This is a genomic window from Bacillus sp. FSL R9-9530 (genome assembly GCF_038008145.1).
Lineage (GTDB): Bacteria > Bacillota > Bacilli > Bacillales > Bacillaceae_G > Bacillus_A > Bacillus_A mycoides.
Window position 1 is genome coordinate 762,637 of sequence record NZ_JBBOYO010000001.1, and the last position, 22,276, is coordinate 784,912.

Annotated in this window: 18 protein-coding genes and 2 pseudogenes; 18 read left to right on the plus strand and 2 right to left on the minus strand. The window is 36.0% G+C overall.

What is annotated here, in order from left to right; genetic code table 11:
- Window positions 1-3 precede the first annotated feature (3 nt).
- The 9 genes and pseudogenes from iolC to MKX66_RS03770 form a co-directional block, all read left to right on the plus strand.
- A complete protein-coding gene (iolC, locus tag MKX66_RS03730; protein ID WP_033659598.1) occupies window positions 4-1,002 on the plus strand; it encodes a 5-dehydro-2-deoxygluconokinase in 999 nt (332 codons plus the stop codon).
- Between the two features lie 77 nt (window positions 1,003-1,079).
- A complete protein-coding gene (locus tag MKX66_RS03735) occupies window positions 1,080-2,543 on the plus strand; it encodes a CoA-acylating methylmalonate-semialdehyde dehydrogenase (RefSeq protein WP_098204085.1) in 1,464 nt (487 codons plus the stop codon).
- A gap of 154 nt (window positions 2,544-2,697) precedes the next feature.
- On the plus strand, window positions 2,698-4,632 hold the full coding sequence (iolD, locus tag MKX66_RS03740; RefSeq protein ID WP_341085545.1) for a 3D-(3,5/4)-trihydroxycyclohexane-1,2-dione acylhydrolase (decyclizing): 1,935 nt from the start codon (window positions 2,698-2,700) through the stop codon (window positions 4,630-4,632).
- A 122-nt stretch (window positions 4,633-4,754) separates the two neighbouring features.
- Window positions 4,755-5,651 carry a myo-inosose-2 dehydratase gene (iolE, locus tag MKX66_RS03745; RefSeq protein ID WP_341085547.1) on the plus strand — a complete coding sequence of 299 codons (897 nt, stop codon included), beginning with the start codon at window positions 4,755-4,757 and terminating at the stop codon, window positions 5,649-5,651.
- Window positions 5,652-5,740: 89 nt separating this feature from the next.
- Window positions 5,741-6,586 (plus strand): class II fructose-bisphosphate aldolase, encoded by an 846-nt coding sequence (locus tag MKX66_RS03750; RefSeq protein ID WP_341085549.1) that lies wholly within the window; start codon window positions 5,741-5,743, stop codon window positions 6,584-6,586.
- Window positions 6,587-6,690: 104 nt separating this feature from the next.
- Window positions 6,691-7,482, plus strand: a complete 792-nt coding sequence (locus MKX66_RS03755; RefSeq protein WP_341085550.1) for a 5-deoxy-glucuronate isomerase — start codon at window positions 6,691-6,693, stop codon at window positions 7,480-7,482.
- Between the two features lie 290 nt (window positions 7,483-7,772).
- Window positions 7,773-8,165, plus strand: coding sequence for a hypothetical protein (locus MKX66_RS03760; RefSeq protein ID WP_063218858.1), 393 nt, complete (start codon window positions 7,773-7,775; stop codon window positions 8,163-8,165).
- 53 nt (window positions 8,166-8,218) lie between these two features.
- Window positions 8,219-8,713, plus strand: coding sequence for a hypothetical protein (locus tag MKX66_RS03765; RefSeq protein WP_341085552.1), 495 nt, complete (start codon window positions 8,219-8,221; stop codon window positions 8,711-8,713).
- Between the two features lie 23 nt (window positions 8,714-8,736).
- Window positions 8,737-9,000, plus strand: a pseudogene (locus MKX66_RS03770) (DDE-type integrase/transposase/recombinase); the annotation flags it as partial.
- A gap of 554 nt (window positions 9,001-9,554) precedes the next feature.
- Here MKX66_RS03770 and MKX66_RS03775 read toward each other — a convergent pair.
- Window positions 9,555-10,955, minus strand: a complete 1,401-nt coding sequence (locus tag MKX66_RS03775; protein WP_193664558.1) for a zinc dependent phospholipase C family protein — start codon at window positions 10,953-10,955, stop codon at window positions 9,555-9,557.
- A 204-nt stretch (window positions 10,956-11,159) separates the two neighbouring features.
- Here MKX66_RS03775 and MKX66_RS03780 point away from each other — a divergent pair, with 204 nt between their 5' ends.
- The 6 genes and pseudogenes from MKX66_RS03780 to tnpB all read left to right on the plus strand — a co-directional run bounded on the left by MKX66_RS03780 (window position 11,160) and on the right by tnpB (window position 17,922).
- The gene (locus tag MKX66_RS03780; protein ID WP_341087674.1) at window positions 11,160-11,318 is read left to right on the plus strand and encodes a histidine kinase; all 159 of its coding nucleotides are present in this window, start codon (window positions 11,160-11,162) and stop codon (window positions 11,316-11,318) included.
- A 311-nt stretch (window positions 11,319-11,629) separates the two neighbouring features.
- Window positions 11,630-12,064, plus strand: a complete 435-nt coding sequence (locus MKX66_RS03785) for a hypothetical protein (RefSeq protein WP_002013690.1) — start codon at window positions 11,630-11,632, stop codon at window positions 12,062-12,064.
- 238 nt (window positions 12,065-12,302) lie between these two features.
- Window positions 12,303-13,001, plus strand: coding sequence for a YrrS family protein (locus MKX66_RS03790; protein ID WP_193665476.1), 699 nt, complete (start codon window positions 12,303-12,305; stop codon window positions 12,999-13,001).
- A 266-nt stretch (window positions 13,002-13,267) separates the two neighbouring features.
- A pseudogene (locus MKX66_RS03795) lies at window positions 13,268-13,782 on the plus strand (IS6 family transposase); the annotation flags it as partial.
- Window positions 13,783-14,436: 654 nt separating this feature from the next.
- Complete coding sequence (locus MKX66_RS03800; protein WP_341085553.1) at window positions 14,437-16,251, plus strand: acyltransferase family protein; 1,815 nt, start codon at window positions 14,437-14,439, stop codon at window positions 16,249-16,251.
- 549 nt (window positions 16,252-16,800) lie between these two features.
- The gene (gene tnpB, locus MKX66_RS03810; RefSeq protein ID WP_193665509.1) at window positions 16,801-17,922 is read left to right on the plus strand and encodes an IS200/IS605 family element RNA-guided endonuclease TnpB; all 1,122 of its coding nucleotides are present in this window, start codon (window positions 16,801-16,803) and stop codon (window positions 17,920-17,922) included.
- A 112-nt stretch (window positions 17,923-18,034) separates the two neighbouring features.
- On the opposite strand, the gene MKX66_RS03815 is transcribed toward tnpB, so the two are convergent.
- Window positions 18,035-18,946 carry a helix-turn-helix domain-containing protein gene (locus MKX66_RS03815; RefSeq protein ID WP_107888448.1) on the minus strand — a complete coding sequence of 304 codons (912 nt, stop codon included), beginning with the start codon at window positions 18,944-18,946 and terminating at the stop codon, window positions 18,035-18,037.
- Between the two features lie 177 nt (window positions 18,947-19,123).
- Here MKX66_RS03815 and MKX66_RS03820 point away from each other — a divergent pair, with 177 nt between their 5' ends.
- Genes MKX66_RS03820 through MKX66_RS03830 form a run of 3 tightly spaced genes read left to right on the plus strand, consistent with a single transcriptional unit; the run spans window position 19,124 to window position 22,176 of the window.
- Window positions 19,124-20,155 carry a Gfo/Idh/MocA family protein gene (locus tag MKX66_RS03820; RefSeq protein WP_341085556.1) on the plus strand — a complete coding sequence of 344 codons (1,032 nt, stop codon included), beginning with the start codon at window positions 19,124-19,126 and terminating at the stop codon, window positions 20,153-20,155.
- A gap of 14 nt (window positions 20,156-20,169) precedes the next feature.
- Window positions 20,170-21,207, plus strand: a complete 1,038-nt coding sequence (locus tag MKX66_RS03825) for a Gfo/Idh/MocA family protein (RefSeq protein WP_420481298.1) — start codon at window positions 20,170-20,172, stop codon at window positions 21,205-21,207.
- Window positions 21,208-22,176, plus strand: a complete 969-nt coding sequence (locus MKX66_RS03830; RefSeq protein WP_193665484.1) for a sugar phosphate isomerase/epimerase family protein — start codon at window positions 21,208-21,210, stop codon at window positions 22,174-22,176.
- Window positions 22,177-22,276: the final 100 nt, after the last annotated feature.

The following is a 22,276-nucleotide window of genomic DNA, read 5'->3' on the forward strand; positions in this document are numbered from 1 at the left end:
ACAATGAATCCACTTATTTTTAAAGAAGATTGTCCATTAGATCTAATTGCAGTTGGACGTTTATGCGTTGATTTAAATGCCAATGAAACACAACGTCCTATGGAAGAAACAAGAACATTTACTAAGTATGTGGGGGGATCTCCTGCGAATATCGCGATTGGTGCGGCACGTCTTGGCTTACAAACAGGATTTATCGGTAAAGTGTCCGATGATCAAATGGGCCGCTTTATTACAGGGTACCTAAAGGACAATAATATTAATACGGATCAGATATGTATTGATCGTACTGGTGCAGTGACAGGTCTAGCTTTTACAGAAATTAAAAGCCCTGAAGATTGCAGTATTTTAATGTACCGCGACAATGTCGCAGATTTAAATCTTGATCCAACAGAAGTATCTGAGGACTATATTAAACAATCAAAAGCTCTCTTAATTTCAGGAACAGCTTTAGCGAAAAGTCCTTCTCGCGAGGCGGTATTTTTAGCGCTAGAATATGCGCGTAAGCACGATGTAGTCGTATTTTTTGATGTTGATTACCGCCCTTATACATGGCAGTCAGAAGCTGAAACGGCTGTGTATTATAATTTAGCGGCTGAAAAGTCTGATGTCATTATTGGAACGCGTGAAGAATTCGATATGATGGAAAAACTATTAAACTACGAACAATCTAATGATCAGGTTACGGCTGAAAGGTGGTTTTCTCATCATGCGAAGATTGTCGTTATTAAGCACGGTGGGGATGGTTCAATCGCTTATACGAGAGACGGTCAATCTCACCGAGGCGGTATCTTTAAAACAAAGGTATTAAAGACGTTTGGTGCTGGTGATTCGTATGCTTCTGCATTTATTTACGGCTTAATGCAAGGGCTTGAGATTCCTCAAGCGATGCGATTAGGTGGCGCTTCTGCTTCAATCGTTATTTCTAAACATAGCTGTTCAGATGCAATGCCAACAAGGGCAGAGATTTCTGCATTCATGGAAACGGCTGAGGAAATTGTATAGAAACATCATAAATGAGTAATCAAGTAAGGGCGTATTTTATGTACGCTTCTACATTACATAAAAGGGAGAGAATGAATATGACAGTACAAACAGCACAAATTGTAAAAAACTACATTGGCGGCGAATGGGTAGAATCCTCTTCAACTAAGATGGAAGCCGTATATAATCCTGCAACGGGAGAAGTAATCGCTCAAGTACCACTTTCAACAAAAGTAGATGTTGAACTAGCCGTACAAGCAGCAAATGAAGCGTTCAAATCTTGGTCCAAAACAGCTGTGCCAAAACGTGCTCGTATTCTATTTAAATATCAACAATTATTAGTAGATAACTGGGAAGAGTTAGCGAAACTTATTACGATTGAAAACGGAAAAAGTTATAACGAAGCTTACGGTGAAGTTCTTCGTGGTATTGAGTGTGTGGAGTTTGCTGCAGGTGCTCCTACATTAATGATGGGAAAACAGCTTCCTGATATTGCGACAGGTATTGAGTCTGGTATGTATCGTTACCCAATTGGTGTTATAGGCGGGATTACACCGTTTAACTTCCCAATGATGGTTCCATGCTGGATGTTCCCACTTGCGATTGCTTGCGGTAATACATTTGTGTTAAAACCTTCAGAGCGTACACCACTTCTAGCAGCAAGATTAGCTGAATTAGCTGAAGAAGCAGGCTTACCAAAAGGTGTATTAAATATCGTAAATGGCGCTCACGATGTAGTAAACGGTCTTCTGGAACATAAATTAGTGAAGGCAATTTCATTTGTAGGTTCTCAACCTGTCGCAGAATACGTTTACAAAAAAGGAACAGAAAACTTAAAACGTGTTCAAGCATTAGCGGGTGCGAAAAACCATTCCATTGTATTAAATGATGCGAATCTTGAACTAGCAACAAAGCAAATTATTAGTGCTGCATTTGGTTCAGCTGGTGAGCGTTGTATGGCCGCTTCTGTTGTTACAGTAGAAGAAGAAATTGCAGATCATTTAGTTGAAAGACTAGTAGAAGAAGCAAATAAAATCGTAATCGGCAATGGTCTTGATGAAGATGTATTTTTAGGACCAGTTATTCGTGATAACCATAAAGAGCGCACAATTGGTTACATCGATTCAGGTGTAGAACAGGGCGCTACATTAGTTCGTGATGGACGCGAAGATACAGCTGTAAAAGGAGCTGGTTACTTCGTTGGCCCAACAATTTTTGACCATGTTACAAAAGAAATGAAAATCTGGCAAGATGAGATTTTTGCTCCTGTTTTATCCATTGTTCGTGTGAAATCATTAGATGAAGCAATTGAAATTGCGAATGAGTCTCGCTTTGCAAATGGAGCTTGTATTTATACAGATAGCGGAGCAAGTGTACGTCAATTCCGTGAAACAATTGAATCAGGTATGTTAGGTGTGAATGTTGGGGTACCAGCGCCAATGGCATTCTTCCCGTTCTCTGGTTGGAAAGACTCTTTCTATGGTGACCTTCATGCGAACGGTACGGACGGCGTTGAGTTTTATACTAGAAAGAAAATGCTTACATCTCGTTGGGAAAAGTAATCATTAAGAGAGAAGTAGAATCTCTTTAGTTGCTTGTAAGCGAAAGTAACGGAAGTATGAAAACATAAGAAGGAAGTATTAGGAGTCTATCAAATTCCTGATACTCCTTTTTCATATGCAGAATGACTGATAGAGATAGAAAGGAGCAAACAATATGCAAACTGTTAGAATGACGACGGCGCAAGCATTGGTGAAATTTTTGAATCAGCAATACGTAGAGTTTGATGGAGAGCAACAAAAGCTTATTAAGGGAATCTTTACGATTTTTGGTCATGGAAATGTAGTAGGCCTAGGTCAAGCTTTAGAAGAAGACGCAGGGGAATTAGAAGTATATCAAGGAAGAAATGAACAAGGGATGGCAAATGCTGCGATGGCTTTTGCAAAACAAAAACATAGAAAACAAATTATGGCATGTACTTCTTCTGTTGGTCCTGGATCAGCAAATATGATTACCTCTGCTGCAACTGCTTCTGCAAATAATATTCCCGTTTTACTACTTCCAGGTGATGTATTTGCAACGAGGCAACCTGATCCTGTTCTTCAACAAATTGAACAAACGCATGACTTATCTATTTCTACGAATGATGCCTTTCGTGCGGTAAGTAAGTATTGGGACCGGGTGAACCGTCCTGAACAATTGATGACAGCTATGATTCAAGCCATGCGTGTTTTAACGAATCCGGCAGATACAGGAGCTGTAACAATTTGTTTACCACAAGATGTCCAAGGGGAAGCATGGGATTTTCCAACTTACTTCTTCCAAAAGCGTGTTCACCGTATTGAGCGTCGTCTACCTACAAAAGCCAGCTTAGCGGATGCGGTTGAAATGATTAAGAGAAAGAAAAAGCCAATTATGATTTGCGGTGGTGGTGTAAGATACGCAGAAGCGGCAGAAGAACTGAAGCAGTTTGCTGAAACATTCCATATTCCATTTGGGGAAACACAAGCTGGAAAAAGTGCGATTGAAAGCAGCCATTCCTATAACCTTGGTGGTATTGGTGTAACTGGGAATTTAGCGGCTAATACAATTGCAAAAGAGGCGGATCTTGTTATTGGAATCGGGACGAGATTTACTGATTTTACAACGGCATCTAAGCAATTGTTTCAGAATGAAGAGGTTGAGTTTTTAAATATTAACATTTCAGAATTCCATGCGAACAAGCTCGATGCATTGAAGATGATAGCAGATGCAAAAGAAGCGCTTCTTGCTCTAATAGATGAACTGCAAGCAATAGATTATCGATCTAGTTACACAGTAGAAATCGCTAATGCAAAAGAAGCTTGGGAAACAGAATTAGCACGTCTACATAATATTCGCTTTACAGGTCAAGATTTCACACCAGAAGTCGAAGGTCATTTCGATGAGAATTTAAATGAGTATGTAGACGCACTTGGTACACAATTAACACAGACTGCGGTCATTGGACAAATGAATACACTACTTGATGAAGATGCGGTCATCGTTGGTGCAGCGGGAAGCCTCCCGGGTGATTTGCAAAGAATGTGGGAATCGAGAAAACCAAATACATATCACATGGAGTATGGATACTCTTGCATGGGCTATGAGGTTGCAGGCGCACTTGGTACAAAGCTAGCTGAACCATCGAAAGAAGTATATGCAATGGTAGGGGATGGCAGTTACCAAATGCTTCATTCTGAGCTCGTAACAAGTCTTCAAGAAAACAAAAAAATTAATGTTTTATTGTTTGATAACTCCGGATTCGGCTGCATTAATAACTTACAAATGGGTAATGGAATGGGAAGCTTTGGAACAGAGTTTCGCTACAGAAACCAAGAAACTCGTAAATTAAACGGAGCTATTATGAAAATTGATTTTGCAGCTAGCGCGGCTGGATATGGTGTGAAAACATATCGTGTCACATCGATAGAACAATTGCAGGAAGCGCTTAGGGATGCGAAAAAACAAACAGTTTCTACATTGATTGATATTAAAGTATTACCAAAAACAATGACAAATGGATACGATTCATGGTGGCATGTAGGTGTTGCAGAAGTATCTAATAGTCAAAGTGTACAAGCCGCGTATGAGAGTAAAGTAAGTAACTTGCAAAAGGCAAGATCTTATTAGATTAGGACACAAAGAGAGCTTTTTATCTACATGCATATTGTTTAGGAAGCTCTCTTTTTAACGAGCGGATAAGAGAAGTTGGCGAAATTCTATCACATTTTGTAAAGAGGAGAGACAAGGAGATGTTCAAAGAAAACACGATTAAGCTTGGGATTGCACCAATTGCTTGGACAAATGATGATATGCCGGAGCTAGGAGCAGAAAATACGTTTGAACAATGTATTAGTGAGATGGCACTAGCTGGATTTAATGGAAGTGAAGTAGGGAATAAATATCCGAGAAATACAGTTGTATTGAAAAAATTTTTGGAATTACGAAATCTGGAGATTGCTAGCGCATGGTTTAGTGCATTTTTGACAACGAAACCGCTTGAAGAGACGGTACAAGCATTTATTAAACATAGGGATTTCTTGCATGATATGGGGGCAAAAGTCATCGTTGTATCAGAGCAAGGACATAGCATTCAAGGTTTAATGAATGTACCACTATTTAAAAACAAGCCCGTTTTTACAGAAGAAGAGTGGGATAAGCTTGCAAATGGGTTACATCACCTCGGTAAATTAGCTCAGGAAAAGGGGCTACATATTGTATACCATCATCATATGGGTACGGGTGTTCAAACAACGGCAGAAATTGAAAAGTTAATGGATATGACGGATCCAGGTCTTGTATCCCTGCTTTTTGATACAGGTCATCTTGTTTTTTCAGGAGAAGAGCCACTTTATATTTTGAAAAAATATTTACCTCGTATTAAACATGTACATTTAAAAGATATTCGCCAGGAAGTAGTAGATGCTGTAAAGGAAAACGAATTAAGCTTCTTACAGGCAGTGAAGAATGGTGCATTTACAGTTCCCGGAGATGGCGTAATTGTATTTGATGAAGTGTTTACTAACCTTGCAAACTCTGATTATGAGGGTTGGTTTGTAGTAGAAGCAGAGCAAGACCCGGCTTTAGCGAATCCTTTTGAATATGCATTAAAAGCCCGGAAATTTATACAAGAGAAAGCAGGTCTTTAATTTCCCCATTATGAGATTACATAAGGAGTAAAAAGACGAAACGTTTGTATTTCCATGTAATAAATAATATTGAAAAAGGTGAATGTGTAATGCCATTAGTTCAAATGAAGGATATTTTAATAAAGGCAAATCAAGAGAATTATGGGGTCGGAGCTTTCAGTGTCGCTAATATGGAAATGGTAATGGGAGCTATCAAAGCAGCAGAAGAGTTGCGTTCTCCACTTATTCTACAAATTGCGGAAGTTCGTTTGAATCATTCGCCGATTCATCTGATTGGTCCTTTGATGGTTGCTGCGGCGAAAAAAGCGACTGTCCCAGTAGCAGTTCACTTTGATCATGGTATGAAGTTTGAAAAGATTAAAGAGACATTAGAAATTGGGTTTAGTTCGGTTATGTTTGATGGCTCTCACTATCCGTTAGAGGAGAATATCCAAAAGACAATAGAAATTGTAGCGCTTGCGAAACAGTACGGAGCGACGGTAGAAGCTGAGATTGGCAGAGTAGGTGGTAGTGAGGACGGATCAGAAGATATTGAAATGTTACTGACAAGCACTACAGAAGCAAAACGATTTGCAGAAGAAACAGACGTTGATGCGTTAGCTGTTGCGATTGGAAATGCGCACGGTATGTACAATGGAGATCCTGATTTACGATTAGACCGCTTGCAGGAGATTAATGAGGTAGTTCGTATTCCTCTCGTATTACATGGTGGTTCTGGCATTAGTCCAGAGGATTTCAAGCAATGTATTCAACATGGTGTTCGTAAAATTAATGTAGCAACAGCGACATTTCAGAATGTAATTGCTGCGGTTAACGCTGCTGCCCTAAATACTCCTTATTCAGATTACTTTATGTATCATCAAGATGTAATTGAGGCCGCATACGAAAACGTTAAAAATCATATGCTCATATTCGGAAGTGAAAACAAAGCATAACCAGAAAGGTTTTCTTCATTAATATCAGAAGAAACTCAAAATTTAGTTAGCTGACAAAGATAGAGAATTATAGAGTAGCCATTAATTAAAAGGAGGAGAAAACCGTGTTTGGAAAATTAGGTGAATTAAATGAAGGGTATAATGTGTTAACAGAAATGAACGGTCATTACAGTGATATGTTAATGGATATAGGCATATATAAGATGTCTAATGGAAAAGAAGAGTTGCTATTTGATAGTAGGAATGAAACGGCAGTACTTTTACTAGAAGGGGCAGTACGTTTAGAGTGGGAAGGAATGGAACAAATTATTCAAAGACAGTCTGTGTTTGAAGAAAACCCTTGGTGTTTACATGTGGCCAAAAATGTGAAGGTTACAATTACTGCTCTTTCAGATAGTGAAGTGCTTGTTCAAAAAACAGATAATGATCAAGAATTTGCGTCTAAGTTGTATACTCCAAATGAGTGTCAAAGTGTTGTAGCTGGAGAAGGAGTATGGGAGGGAACAGCGCAGCGTGTTATTCGGACAATTTTTGACTATAACAATGCAGCATATTCTAACATGGTAGTAGGAGAAGTAATTTCTTATCCAGGTCGATGGTCTAGTTATCCACCGCATCATCATGATCAGCCAGAGGTATATTATTATCGCTTTAACAAGCCGCAGGGATTTGGATGTGCAATGGTTGGTGAGGATGCTTATCGCGTTGTACATAATAGCTTCATTACAATTCCGGGTGAGCTAGACCACCCACAAGCAACGGCACCTGGATATGCAATGTATTTTTGTTGGATGATTCGACATCTAGAGAATAACCCATGGAATGATCGTATCATGGAGGAAGAACACAAGTGGTTATTAGAACCAAATGCGAAAATTTGGCCAGAAAAAGAATAGATGAAAATAAAGGTTCTGGTGCAAAAAAAAAGTATAAAAAAGTAGGAACTGAATCTTTTAATTTTAGATAATTTTCAGGTGTGATGAATTCCTCTCACTCTTTATTTTTTTTATGGCATTAGGAGAGGCTAGCCCCTCGCTCCACTTTACCCCATACCGAAAAACAAAGGGTATAGGTATACTTTCCTGTTAAAAATGTTGTTCGTATAGGAAGCGAATAAGCTTCCTATACGAACAACATTACATATTAATAATTTTGAGGGTTTTAAAAAGAAAGAGGTGGTTTTTAAATGTATAATGAGTCAATATATTATCCTTATATAAATTATGATCAATACTTCGATCGTCAATTCTCTGGTCCTCAGATTCCAGGTTTTCCGGGTGTACCAGGCTTTCCGGGTGTACCAAGTTTTCCAGGACAGCAAAGCTCACAAGCTCCAACATCTCCCCCCCCATCATTTATTCCTCAACAATCAACAGCTTCACCATTTGCTGTTGATCCAGGAGCAATTTCATTATGTTTATTTCGAAATACTTATATATGGCTTAGTAATGGTGAACAATTTTGGTATTTCCCAATTTTTGTAGGACCAAGGTCTGTTGCTGGTTTTAGATGGAACGGTAGGTTTTGGGTTATTTTTGGAATTGATACGAGAAGGATTATTTCATTTACATGTTTTTAAAAATTATAGAGTAACGATAGAGGTTTAATTATATAAACAAAAGAGGTATTTGAATGAAAAAATTTCAATCATTTGATGGTACAATAACTATGATTAACGATTTTGTAACAGGGTCAAACGAAGATATAGGATGTAATAAATTAATGTCCGTAGATAATGGTTATGGGGATCTAATAAATTTTGTAGTGAAACCAAATACGTATTTTATCGACTATGCAACGGTAGTAGTAGGAGATAAAGTAACTGGGTTTTACGATGCCAACGCTCCTGCTCCTCTTATTTTCCCACCACAATTTCAAGCGATTGTTATGGCAAAATATACACCGCATCAAAATGTAAAAGTAGACTATTTTAATGAACAGTTGGAGAGTAGTGATGGAAAATTAAAATTAAATATTTCTCCTTCTACTCAAATTTTATTAACAAATGGTCAATTCTTTACAGGTAATCTTGTAAATCGAAATTTAATAGCTATTTATAGTTTTACAACAATGAGTATACCAGCTCAAACTACACCATATAAAATCATTGTTTTGTGTCAAAAGTGATTTCTATTCTAAAGGGTCTCTCGGTTTATCAAACTACAATCCATTGTAGAATCAAAAAATTTAGCCATCTTATTGACCAGGATCATAGGCATGTCAAGAGACGTTTTGCTAAATCTGCAGGATTTCAAAATCTTCGTCATGCTTCACGTACAATAAAAGGTATCGAGACCATTCATGCCCTATATAAACAAAGGCGAAGTCTTCAAAGAGACTCCGCCTTTTCAACGTACAATAGACTTCAACAATTACAGATTTTCCGAACGGGAAAGCCCACTACGGTGCGATAGCACCCACTTTAGGGGTGGGATGAGAGTGAGGTCAAATGCGATGTACAAATAAAACACCGAATGTACGTTCTGTGCATTGAGAATTTGAAATGGTATAATTTTCATAATAGACAAGTAAAAATCTCTAAAACAATCTTGTTCTCTGAAAACAGAATACATATGGGGTTGGAGTAACAAATTCTTCTACTCCGTAAAATGTATTGAGTCGTCAAGCACAAGACGCTAAAACACATTTGAGAACTCACAATCTGACTCGTTTGGTAATAGAACGAGTGCCGTATCTGCTATATGCACTGGATACGGAGTGGTGATGGCACACCGCAATCTTACACGTCAGCGATACTAGAAATAGACTTCGCCTTTGGTAGCAAGAATTCCACTGACGTTAGTCAGCTTGTGGCTTTAGCCGTGGGAGTGTCAACATCTGATTCAACAAGATTGTTTCCCCTAAGTTGATGGACATGTATGGTGATCCCACATCCATGAACTTAAGAAAAGCAAATACCTCAAAACAAAAAACACACTCGTTCTGATTAGGAACGAGTGTGTTTAGGTTATCTGAAAGGTACAAACTTCCATGAGCTAGGTTTTTGTGTTTTTCCCCCTAGTACAATCCAACTTTTCTCTGCATTTATATTCTTATAATTTAATGGATAGTCATCTGTAAAAATATTATATTCTGTAGGTTTATCCGGGTTAATTTGAATTTTAAAGTCAGCTAAACTATCAGATTTTTGAGCAAGGTGAATCCAACTAGAATAATTAGACCAATTTAAATATTGAAACTGATCGTAATTTGAGTGCTTCATGCGAAGATATATACTCTCCCCGTGGTGTAGCTTTGCATCATTTTCTTTGTAGAATTCAAATTCTATAGGTGTACCAGATAAAGCATTGTCCTTATTATTTGCAAGTAAAACATAATCGTAACGATTTGCTACATACCATTCAAATGTTAGACCTTGATAAGGAGATTCACTTGGTACGATATAATAGTTTTTCCCTGCTTCTATGACGTTTCCTTCTATATCATAGATTAATGCGGTCTCTATACTTGGAGCTTTCACATTTTCAGTAAAAGTTTTAAACCAAAGATTTAAGAAACCTGCTGTATTGCGCTGAGCTTCTCCTAAGCTTCGCTGCACAGCTGGGGTAACCATTTCTTGCCACAATTGCGCCTTACCACTATTATAATACTTAAATGTTTTATCATTAGTAATATTTTGGATTTCAGGTTTAGCTACTCGGGCTGCATAATCAATCCATTCTTCAGGTGTGGATAGAGAGTCGTTATAATTCCCTCCAATATTGACTGCAAATTGATTTTGAATGGTTGTAACATAATTTTCAAAGTAGCTATGATATTTTATAGCTCTCGTATCAATTGCGGTAAAATTTGCTGCATGCATAGGTTGGGTAGCATCTGTAAAGTAGTGCGTGGCTACTCCTAAGTAATAGAAAGCTTTTTCATAGTCTTTATTTCTTAAATGTTCTCCAGATTCATAAAAGTATTTCTTGCCTTGTGTAAGAGCCGTTGGATTTGTTTCTCCTCTATAATTTTCTTTAGTATCAGGGTCATAAAAATGAGATTTCCATCCGCCTTTAAAAACACCGCCTATTCCTGTTCCGCCATCGTTAAACTCTGCATTATAATCTGCATCATATAATCCTTTAGAAAATAGATCTTTATATTGCGGATAATTTAAAAAGTCCACAGCCTGCTTATTTGCTTCAACATTAGATTCTGTTTTCATAATTTCAATAGCTTGTTTTGCAATCCATAAATGTGTACTTTTATCAGAATGATACGGAGCTTCTGCAGACCATCGAGCGGTAATAGGATCATTGTCAGTTAAATCAATTTGATCGAGATGAGCATAACTACTTTGAGGAGCTACTCCTAAAATAGTTAAAGTCATTCCAGCTATACATAGTGTTGATGTGATTTTTTTCATTTTTTATTCCTTTCTAAATATGAAGATATAAGTATTATAAATACATCAATATCATGAAGATAGAGGAACCTAATATGTAATATTGCATATTAATAAATTTATATGAGTATATATAATGTGAAAATCACTATAACGAACATGCAGGTTTCCTTTTTTATTTGTTATTTTTATCAGTAAAGTAGACCACATATCAGCTTCAGATACTTGTTTTATGATACAAGTAATCAAACAAAAGGAGGGCCATACAACATAATTACACCATTATTAACAGGGCACTCTTTTAAGTACAGGAGATTATTAGCAGGTGGAGAAAATGTTGAAGATGTACAGGCAGATAAACATATTCCATATGAAAAAAAATGAATTGCAGCAAACTCTAGAAAAGTACGATTCGAAGGAGTTTGGGTTATAAAAAGAAAATAGATAAATTGACAAGAGAAAAGCACTTTGTGTATATCACAGGTGTTTTTTATTTTCATTTTGATATAGGGCTTGAATTAAATTCCCATGTTTTTTTGCAGCCATTCAATAATGAATATGTACATATTCATTATTGAAATTAGTAATAATAAAATGTATTATTGAAAAGCACTATTTATAATTCAAGTAATCAAGGCTATGTATCTATAATAATTTGAACATTCAGAAATTATAATATTAATCATAAAAATGAGGTGAGGTTAATAGAAACAGTACATATTAAATGGTATGGATTGTATAGTTTAAATGATTTTTATAATAGAGAAGAAGCTTTTAAGAAGGGAATATTTGCAATCTCTAGAGTATATGCTAAGAATGAAACATTGATCTATATAGGAAAAACCAAAAGAAGCTTTATACAAAAGATAAGGGAACTTAATAAAGATTGGATTTTTGATGAAAGCGAATTAAAGATTACATTAGGAATAATAGAGTCTCCTAGTGGTGAAAGTTACTCTGAAAAAAAGGTAAAAGAGATAAAATCCCTTTTGATTTTACGACATACCCCAGTAGAAAACAACACATCTTTATTGTACCATAGAGGGCAGTTTAATTTGAAAATTATAAATAAGGGAAGAAGGGGCTTAATTGTTAAAAAGATTTCTACAGGAGATCTAATGTGGACGTAATTGGAATCACCTTTGAATAAAATTGAAGGTTTCTTACGAACAGATGCTTATCAATTTTTAATGTATTAAAATATTTTTGAATAACATATGTCAGATGCTTGAAACAACACAAATTTTATTATGATATGAAATCTTGTATGGGAATTGTAATTCATTTCCATTGTTTAATGAAAATATTAAGAATTATAAGGATAATGCATAAAGATTAGAAGAGAAAATAAACTCGGAGGTTTAAAAAATGGGACAAGGAAGCAGGTTTCAAGAAAAACAACAAAATCGTCGTAAAAAGGTGATTTTTAATATTGCATTTACTTTGGTATTAGTGACAGTTGGTATAGTGACATACCAGTTGTTTTCCCCTTCTGATACATCAAAGAAAGCAATTGCTCAAGAAAAGAAAGCAACAAAGATAGAAGAGAAGAAACATAAAGAGAAAGAAGCAGCGCAGTTAGAAGAGAAGAAACGTGAAGTGAAAGAAGCAGCGCAGTTAGAAGAGAAGGAACGTGAGGAGAGAGAAGCAACACTGTTAGAAGAGAAGAAACGTGAAGAGAGAGAAGCAGCACTGTTAGAAGAGAAGAAAAATGAAGAGAAAGAAGCAGCACTGTTAGAAGAGAAACAAAAAGCAGAAAAATCGGTATCTCAAGAAAAGGGTTCTCAAACTAATCCTTCTTGGAAGCCAATTGGTACAGAGCAAGGAGCAAAACCTGCAATGCAATTTAAAGAAGGAACAGTAGATTGGAATGAGATGAAAAAAGCAATTTCTTATGCTGTTGATGCTCCAGAGGGTCAATTGATTTTTGATTTTATTGGAAATAATGGTGAAAATAAAGCCTACGGTAATGTACGAGATAAGCAAAGTAATAAAAAATATAAGGTTGATATTGATTGGGTAGAGAATCAGGGCTGGAAACCAGTATCTGTTCAAGTAGTAAAATAAACTTGGTTCTATATGATGTTTGAATTATTTGACACCCCCACCCCTAAAGGGGCAAGCTGACTAACATCAGTGGTGTTCTTGCTACCAAAGGAGAAGTCCATTTCTGGTATCGCTGACGTGCAAGGTTGCGGTGTGTCATCACCACTCTCACGACAGACCGTATAGGTTCGGGAGCTACGGTACTATCACCATACCGTACAGGTTCGTGTTCAGATGTTTAGCGTCTTGTTCTTGACGACACATATCACATTTTACCAGTAGCATGAATTCGGCGTCATCTCAAAAAAACGAATAACTCATGGAGAGTGGACGAAACATACATAAAAATAAAAGGACAATGGATGTATTTATATCGTGCCGTTGATTCTGAAGGAAACACGATTGACTTTTATTTGAGTAAATCTAGAAATCATAAGGCTGCAAAGCGCTTTTTCAAGAAAGCTTTGCAGTCTTTTCATGTTTCAAAGCCTCGTGTTATAACAGTCGATAAGAATCCTGCTTATCCAATTGCTATCGAACAGTTGGGGGAAGAAAAAGGATACCAATGGGCACCAAAATCCGAAGGATAAAATATTTAAAAAACATAGTAGAACAAGATCATCGTTTTATTAAAAAACGTATACGCTCTATGTTGGGATTTAAATCATACAAAACATCAGCCGCTATATTGAGTGGTGTTGAAGCCATGCATATGCTCAAAAAAGAACAAATTGATTTGCAGGATCAGTCTGTCCAAAATCAGAATATTTTTATGAGCCGGCTGTTTGGATTAACTGCTTAACAGGTGATTCCGTTAGGAATCCTTGATTCTTTTTTACGTATCATTTTTCACACCAGAACCATACATTCTATCAATAAGAGAAATATGTAATTATGCATATCTTTTTTTATTATTTCGGTAGTATCAAAACTTAATATGTAATTAAAAGGTTTTTTAATGAATTGATAAGGAGATGCGAGTATGAAGAAAATCATAGGACTTATAGTATTATTATTTTCTACTTATGTACCAACGTTTACAGAAGCAGCCGAAGCTTAAAATAAAGTAGGCTGGGTGAGGAAAATAGAGAGCCTGCTCGTAATGAGTAGACCTTTTTTATAAAGTTTCTTTATGGGAAATCTTTTATATATTCATTATAGATCATATTCACAATGTCAGTCCTTGATACGTCTGTAAAAACGTATCAAAAAGTGTACTTTTTAATTAAGTAAATGTCCCTTTTTCGGGGAGATGAGCAAAAACACCCAATTTAAAAATTTTCACAACAGAAACAGATAACATGATAAAGTATTGATTACTGTGCATGTAATTATAATAAAAGAGCCTTCCCAAATGGTGCATTTAATAGTGGTATAATATACGATTTTAGGAAATTAATAGCATATTATACCACTATTATTTACCTAATTTCCAAGAAATAGAGGTGATTGTAGGGTGACTAAACCTTTTGAAAAAAATAGTCGTTATATGGTTGGATTGGACAGTCTAAGGGGCCTAGCTATACTAGGTGTAATTTTGTATCATATTAATTTTAATTGGATGCCTGGAGGGTTTTTAGGAGTTACTGTATTTTTTGTACTTTCAGGTTATTTAATTACAGATATTCTAGCGATGGAGTGGAAGAGAAATAAGAGAATTGATTTAAAAAAATTCTGGCTTAGTAGGGCAAGGAGATTACTTCCTGGAATGCTTGTTATGCTCGTTATAACGTTGGCATGGATTACGATTTTTCATAGTTCTTTACTTGAAAAAATGCGCGGAGATTCATTAGCGGCGTTATTTTATGTTAGTAACTGGTGGTATATTTATCATAAATTATCGTACTTTGATAATTTTAACCAGCTTTCTCCATTGAATCATTTTTGGTCGTTAGCAGTTGAGGAACAATTCTATGTTGTTTGGCCGTTTATCATTAGTTTAGGACTTTACTACATAAAAAAACAATCCCGTATGATTTTATTGATTTGTCTGGGAGCTGTTGCTTCAGCTTTAGCGATGGCAATTTTGTATGAACCTGGAGCTGATCCGAGTAGAATTTATTATGGTACAGATACGAGGGCCTTTTCTTTACTTATTGGAGCGGCACTTGCCTTAATTTGGCCAAGCAATAGGCTTGCAAATAAAATTATTCCAAGGGCGCGTCTCATTCTTGATGTAGTGGGAGGAACTGCTCTTATTATTATTTTGCTTATGTTTTGGAAGACGAATCAATATGATCCGTTTCTATACAATGGAGGAATGGTTCTCTTATCAATTGCAACAGCATTGTTAGTGGCAAATCTTGCTCATCCAGCGAGCCGTATCGCTCAATTTTTACGATTTAGACCTTTACGTTGGATAGGAATAAGGTCGTATGGCATATACCTTTGGCATTATCCGATTCTTACATTGACGACTCCAAAAGTAAATGTTGGAGATTTTTCACTAATAAGAGCAATTCTTCAATTTCTTCTAATTATAATGATTGCGCAAATTTCATGGAAGTATATTGAAAAACCAATCCGACAAGGTGCGCTCCGAAATATTCAGTTTAAGAATTTAAGGCTTCAAAATGTCGCTTTAAGTGTTAAGTTAGCTTTAATTTGTGCAGTATTCGTTTCGTCAATAGCCGTTTTTGGGTTATCAAAAGTTAGTAAGGCTAAGGAGAATCCTCAACTAGATAAGGTGGAAGCAGTACAAACACAACCGGCGAAACATCCAGTTGCAGTTTGGGAAAATCCAATTCAAGAGACGCCCAAGAATCAAGAAGAATTAAAAGAAGTAGATTCTGCGCAACCTAAAAATTCTCCCAACGTTACAGCGATAGGCGATTCCGTTATGATTGATATTGCTCCATATTTAAAAAATGCTTTTCCTGATATTAGGATTGATGCACAAATTGGTCGCCAGCTGTCAAAAGCGATTCCTGTAGTTGAACAGTTAAAGAATGAAGGGAATTTAGGAAACTATGTCATTATTGGGTTAGGTACAAATGGAGCCTTTACTACGGAGCAACTTGTATCATTAATAGAATTAATTGGAAATGAACGTAAAATGATATTTATTAATACGAGGGTACCACGTCCGTGGGAATCAATCGTGAATGAGAGATTGAAAGTGACGGTATCTAAATATCCGAATGTAACTCTAGTCGATTGGTATGCAGCAAGTGCTGGAAAGAGAGACTACTTTGCACCTGATGGTGTGCATTTAACCAATGTAGGTGCAGAAGCATACGCAGCACTTGTAGTCAAAGCTGTGAATCAATAATTCGATATGCTTTATAAACTTCTGTTGCAAAGTTAATTGAAATATAAAAGATTTATGGTTGAGAAAGACAAATTTTTTACAGTCATCAATAATGAATGGTTTCGATGCCTGTTACTATACGTGAGTCATGACGTAGGCTTTGAAATCCTATGGATTAGGAAAAGTGTCTTTCGCTATACATGTCGATGGTCATGTTCTGTGAAATTATTAATAGGAAGAAAGAATGTAGCTTCCTAACTTTAAAAATAAGCCCAAGGAATTAATTAATTCTTTGGGCTTATTTTTGAACCAGAATTGGGTATCGTTAGAGAGTTAGAGAGAAGGTGAAAGGAGGTTAGTAGATTAATTTCTTTCACCTTTTTATCATTTTAGCCAAGAAGACTCCTTCCTCAAGGAACGCGAAGTGAGTAGGTGGGGGATGAATTGGCTTCAAATAAGGGATGGCAGGAAGCCATCTTAATTGTTCGACATATATAAACTGTTACTTCACTACCTATCGAATGTATGTTTGTTGTATAATAGATACATATCGAAATGGGGGTGAAACGAATGATGATCAATAAAGCATATAAATTTCGTATCTATCCAAATAAAGCACAAACGACCCTAATCAATAAAACGATTGGCTGTTCTCGTTTTGTATTCAATCATTTCCTATCTCTATGGGATAATGCATACAAAGAAACAGGAAAAGGTTTGACATATGGTACATGCTCTGCCAAACTTCCTGCCATGAAGAAAGAGTTTGTTTGGCTAAAAGAAGTGGATAGTATTGCGATTCAGTCGTCTGTTCGCAACCTTGCGGATGCTTATACACGCCTTTTCAAAAAACAAAACAATGCCCCGCGTTTCAAATCTAAGAAGAACAACATACAATCTTATACCACAAAACAAACAAATGAAAACATTGCCGTTGTAGGAAACAAAATAAAATTGCCAAAACTAGGTCTTGTTCGATTTGCCAAAAGTCGTGAAGTAAAAGGACGTATTTTAAATGCTACAGTTAGACGGAACCCTTCTGGCAGATACTTTTTGTCATTGTTAGTTGAAACAGAAGTGCAAGAACTTCCGAAAACAAATTCTTACATTGGAATGGATGTGGGACTAAAAGATTTCGCCATTTTGTCAGATGGAACAATCTATAAAAATCCGAAGTTTTTTCGATCATTAGAAGAGAAGTTGGCAAAAGCACAGCGTGTTCTTTCTAGAAGAATGAAAGGATTTTCTCGCTGGAATAAACAACGAGTAAAAATAGCTAGAATTCATGAATACATGACGAATGCTAGAAAAGATTACTTGGACAAAATCTCGACTGAAATCATCAAAAACCACGATGTTATTGGTATAGAAGATTTGCAAGTATCGAATATGTTAAAGAATCATAAGTTAGCAAAAGCGATTAGTGAGGTATCATGGTCACAGTTTCGAACCATGTTGGAATATAAAGCAAAATGGTACGGTAAACAAATCATTGTCGTATCGAAAACATTTGCTTCAAGCCAATTATGTTCTTGTTGTGGATATCAAAACAAAGACGTTAAAAATCTAAACCTACGTAAATGGGACTGCCCTTCTTGCCTTACACACCATGATAGGGATATTAACGCAAGTATCAATCTAAAGAATGAAGCGATAAGGCTTCTAACCGCAAGGACTGTGGAGATAGCCTAATAAATTAGAGTTCGATAGAACTTTTTACTTAGGAATCCCCCTCTTCTAAACAAAGTGAAAGTGGGGGTAGTTCAAATCTATAGCATGAACATGTATATTTCATGTTCTTACCTCACTCTTTATTGCTTTGTATTCGCTGTTTAAACTTTTTCGGTAAACAATTATTTTCTTTTTTAAACAACTTATAAAACTGTGACATGTTTGCAATTCCAACTTCGCATCCGACATCTGTAATACTAAGGTCACTTGTTATTAATAAACTTTCAGCTTGTTTGATGCGCTTATAATTCACATAATCTAAAAAGGAAATACCCATAATTCTTTTAAAGTATTTGATGAAATAATGATAGCTTAAATTTATTAATGCACATGCTTTGGTTACGGTTATCTTTTCTCCTAAATGATCTTCTACATAATCAAGTACTGGTTTTAAACGAGCGAAGTCGTCTTGTTCACTATAAGTTAATATGTTATGTGTGTCGTTTCTTACTAGTAAGAAAAGTAATTTCTTAATGGCAGCACTAATTGCGATTTCATATCCGTTCATTTTCATTTTTGATTCTGTAAAGATTTCTATAATAAGAGCATAAGCCTCATGTTTCACAACTTCATTTTGTTCAAAAATATAGTTTAACTCATTTAAGGATTTTGTTTGTTCTGAAAAGCAATGTAAATATTGTATAATGCTTCGGTCAAAGTGTTGTTTTAAATTTACTTGAAACACGACGTAGTGTAACGAACCTGCAGAAGGTTTATGTGACCGATGCAACTCAGATTTCCCTAAAATAAAAACATCTCCAGGGCCAAGAACAATATATTTATCCTTATTTTGTATACCTAAATATCCTTCTATAATTGCTAGAAACTCAATCTCTTCATGATAATGCCAAGGGGCACTCTTAATTTGATCACAATAAGAAGTTTCCATAACAATGTCCCATACCTTTAAAAATAGTAATGGATTTTGATAAATAACCTTTTCTTCAATTGCTTTAGCAAGCTTATTACAAACTCCTTCCGTCATAGACGTTTACACCTCCTTATTAGCAATATAACACCTTTATTAAAATGCGATAAGTAAGTTTCCTTATTTCTTATAGAAAAAGGCAACTTTTGATAAAAACATAACGATATATAGCATATTTTTTCAGTGAAAAAATTTCTATAATAATTTCAAATCGAGCAAAAGGAGGATATGATAGTGAATATTTTAAAAGTAGGTGTTATTGGCTGTGGAAGCATCGCACAGTATCGTCATTTACCAGAATATGAAGCAAACCCATATGTACAGATTGTAGCTGTTTGTGACAGTAATAAAAAACGCGCAAAGGAAATTGCCAATAAGTATGGTGTAAATATGTACACTGACTATAACGAGCTTATCAATTGTGAAGAGTTAGATGCAGTTAGTGTCTGTACACCAAATAATTTACATGCATCAATTTCTATCGCTGTTTTACAATCAGGTATCCATGTACTATGTGAAAAGCCAATGGCGACGTCAAAAAAAGATGCAGAAATGATGATTGAAGCTGCTGAAAAAAGTGGTAAAAAGTTAATGATTGGTCATAACCAGCGTTTTGTTGCTTCTCACCAAAAGGCAAAACAATTGATTGAAAATGGAGAAATCGGAAAAATATATAGCTTCCGTACAGCATTTGGTCATAGTGGTCCTGAAAATTGGAGTGTAGATGGAAAAGAGAGCTGGTTCTTTAAAAAAGATGAAGCGTTTCTTGGTGCAATGGGTGATTTGGGTGTACATAAGGCGGATTTAATTCGGTATATTCTTAATGAAGAAATGACGGAAGTTGGTGCCTTTGTTGAGACGAGTGCAAAAACATTTTCGAATGTAGATGATTGTGCAGTATGTATGTTGAAAACCGAAAGTGGCATTATCGGATCACTTGCAGCAAGTTGGTCTTACGTTAGCAAAGAAGATAATTCAACAATTATTTATGGTGAAAAGGCCACTCTTCGCTTAGAAGATGATCCAACTTACTCACTCATTCTTCAATATAAAAATGGTGAAGTTGTAAAATATGAGCTTGATAAAATTCAATCGAATGCTGCAGTTGGTCAAAGTAATTCACATGTGATTGAGCAGTTTGTAGAGTCTATCCTTTCTGATAAAGAGCCGTTAATTAATGGTGTAGAAGGAATGAAATCGCTAGAAGTCATTTTAGCAGCCATACAATCTAGTGAAACAAAACAAATTGTTACAATCCCATTATGAGAAAAGGTGAAGACATGAAGAAACTACGCATTGGAATAATAGGGGCCGGAGGAATTGCACAAGGTCGCCATATCCCTGCATTTGTAAAGTTACATGAATATTGTACGATTACGGCTATACATGATAGAAACATAGAACGCGCAAAACAAATCGCTGAAACATATAACATTCCTTATGTATTTGAAACGTATGAAGAAGTCTTTAAAGAAGTTGATGCTGTTTGTATTTGTACACCGAATAAGTTTCATGCTGAGATTTCTATCGCAGCATTACAAGCAGGGAAACATGTATTATGCGAAAAACCGATGGCTTTAACAGCGGCAGAATGCGAAAAAATGATAGAATCTGCAAAAAACAGCGGCAAAAAACTTACTATTGCTTATCATTATCGTTATATGAAAGAGTCGCAAGTTGCAAAACAAATGATGATAGGTGAGATTGGCACACCTCTAGTTGTTCGTGTAAAAGCACTCCGTCGCCGAAAAGTACCAGGCTGGGGCGTTTTCACAAATAAAGAATTACAAGGCGGAGGAAGTTTAATAGATTACGGTTGTCATCTTCTTGATTTAGCACTTTGGTTAATTGGAAATCCAAAACAAACGGAAGTCATTGGTAGTGTCTATAATGCCGTTAGTAAGCTACCAAATCAAGTAAACATGTGGGGGAAATATGATTATAAAACATTTCAAGTTGATGATCATGTTACCGCATACATAAAGTTTGAAAATGGGGCATCATTGTTATTTGAAACTTCTTGGGCAGCAAATATTAAAAATGATGAAGAATATTTGAGTATCTCCGGAGTAAACGGTGGAATAAATGTTTTTCCAATTGAATTATATACAACAAAACATAATATGATATTAAATAGTGAACCTGTTTGGATAGCAAATAACGGCGATCCTGGAATTTTGCAAGCAGAAAACTTTGTAAAAGCTTGCTTATACGATGAAGAATTAATTGTAAAGTCTGAGGAATCGCTGCAAGTATCGCAAATTATTGATGCAATTTACGAAAGTAGTAACACACACGAAGAAGGGACGGGAAGATAAATGAAATTAGGAGTATTTACAACACTTTTCTCTCACATGGAATTTGAAGAAATGTTAGATTATGTACAAGCAGCCGGTTTGCATGCAGTAGAAATTGGTACAGGTTGTTATCCTGGAGGTTCGCACTGTAACTTAGATGTATTATTAGAAAGTGAACATGCCAGAAGCGCATATATAGAACATGTACAAAAAAGAGACTTAATCATTAGCGCTTTTAGTTGTCACGGAAATCCGTTATCCCCAGATGCTGCTTTTGCAACAGAATCTCATGAAACATTGTTAAAAACCATTCAACTAGCTTCACTACTAGACGTACCTGTTGTGAATTGTTTTTCAGGTGTAGCAGGTGACCATGAAAGCGCAAAATACCCGAATTGGCCTGTTGCACCATGGCCAAATGAATACAATGATATTTTAAAATGGCAATGGGAAGAAAAGCTCATTCCTTATTGGAAACAAGTTGGTGAATTTGCAAAAGAACATGGTGTGAAAATTGGTTTAGAACTTCACGGTGGTTTCTTAGTACATACTCCATATACATTACTAAAACTACGTGAAGAGACATGCAATGCGATAGGTGCTAACTTAGACCCTAGTCATTTATGGTGGCAAGGAATTGACCCTGTCGCTGCTATTAAGTTATTAATGAAAGAAAATGCAATTTATCACTTTCATGCAAAAGACACTTACATCGATCAAGAGAATGTAAATATGTATGGTTTAACAGACATGCAGCCCTACGATAAAGTGGAAACAAGAGCCTGGACGTTCCGTTCTGTTGGCTGTGGCCATAGCTTAGAAGAATGGTCGCAAATGATGAGTGCACTTCGTACATATGGATATGATTATGTTGTAAGTATTGAACATGAAGATCCACTCATGTCTGTTCAAGAAGGATTTAAACGTGCCACAAAAAATCTTCAATCTATTTTAATTGAAGAAAATCCTTCACAGATGTGGTGGGTGTAACTTCGTTTGAAAAAGAAATGAGTAACATTTTTTTTCAGAGAAGCCATTCGTAAAAGAATATTAGCTTCTCTTTTTTTAGAAACTCGGAATGTTATGTTGA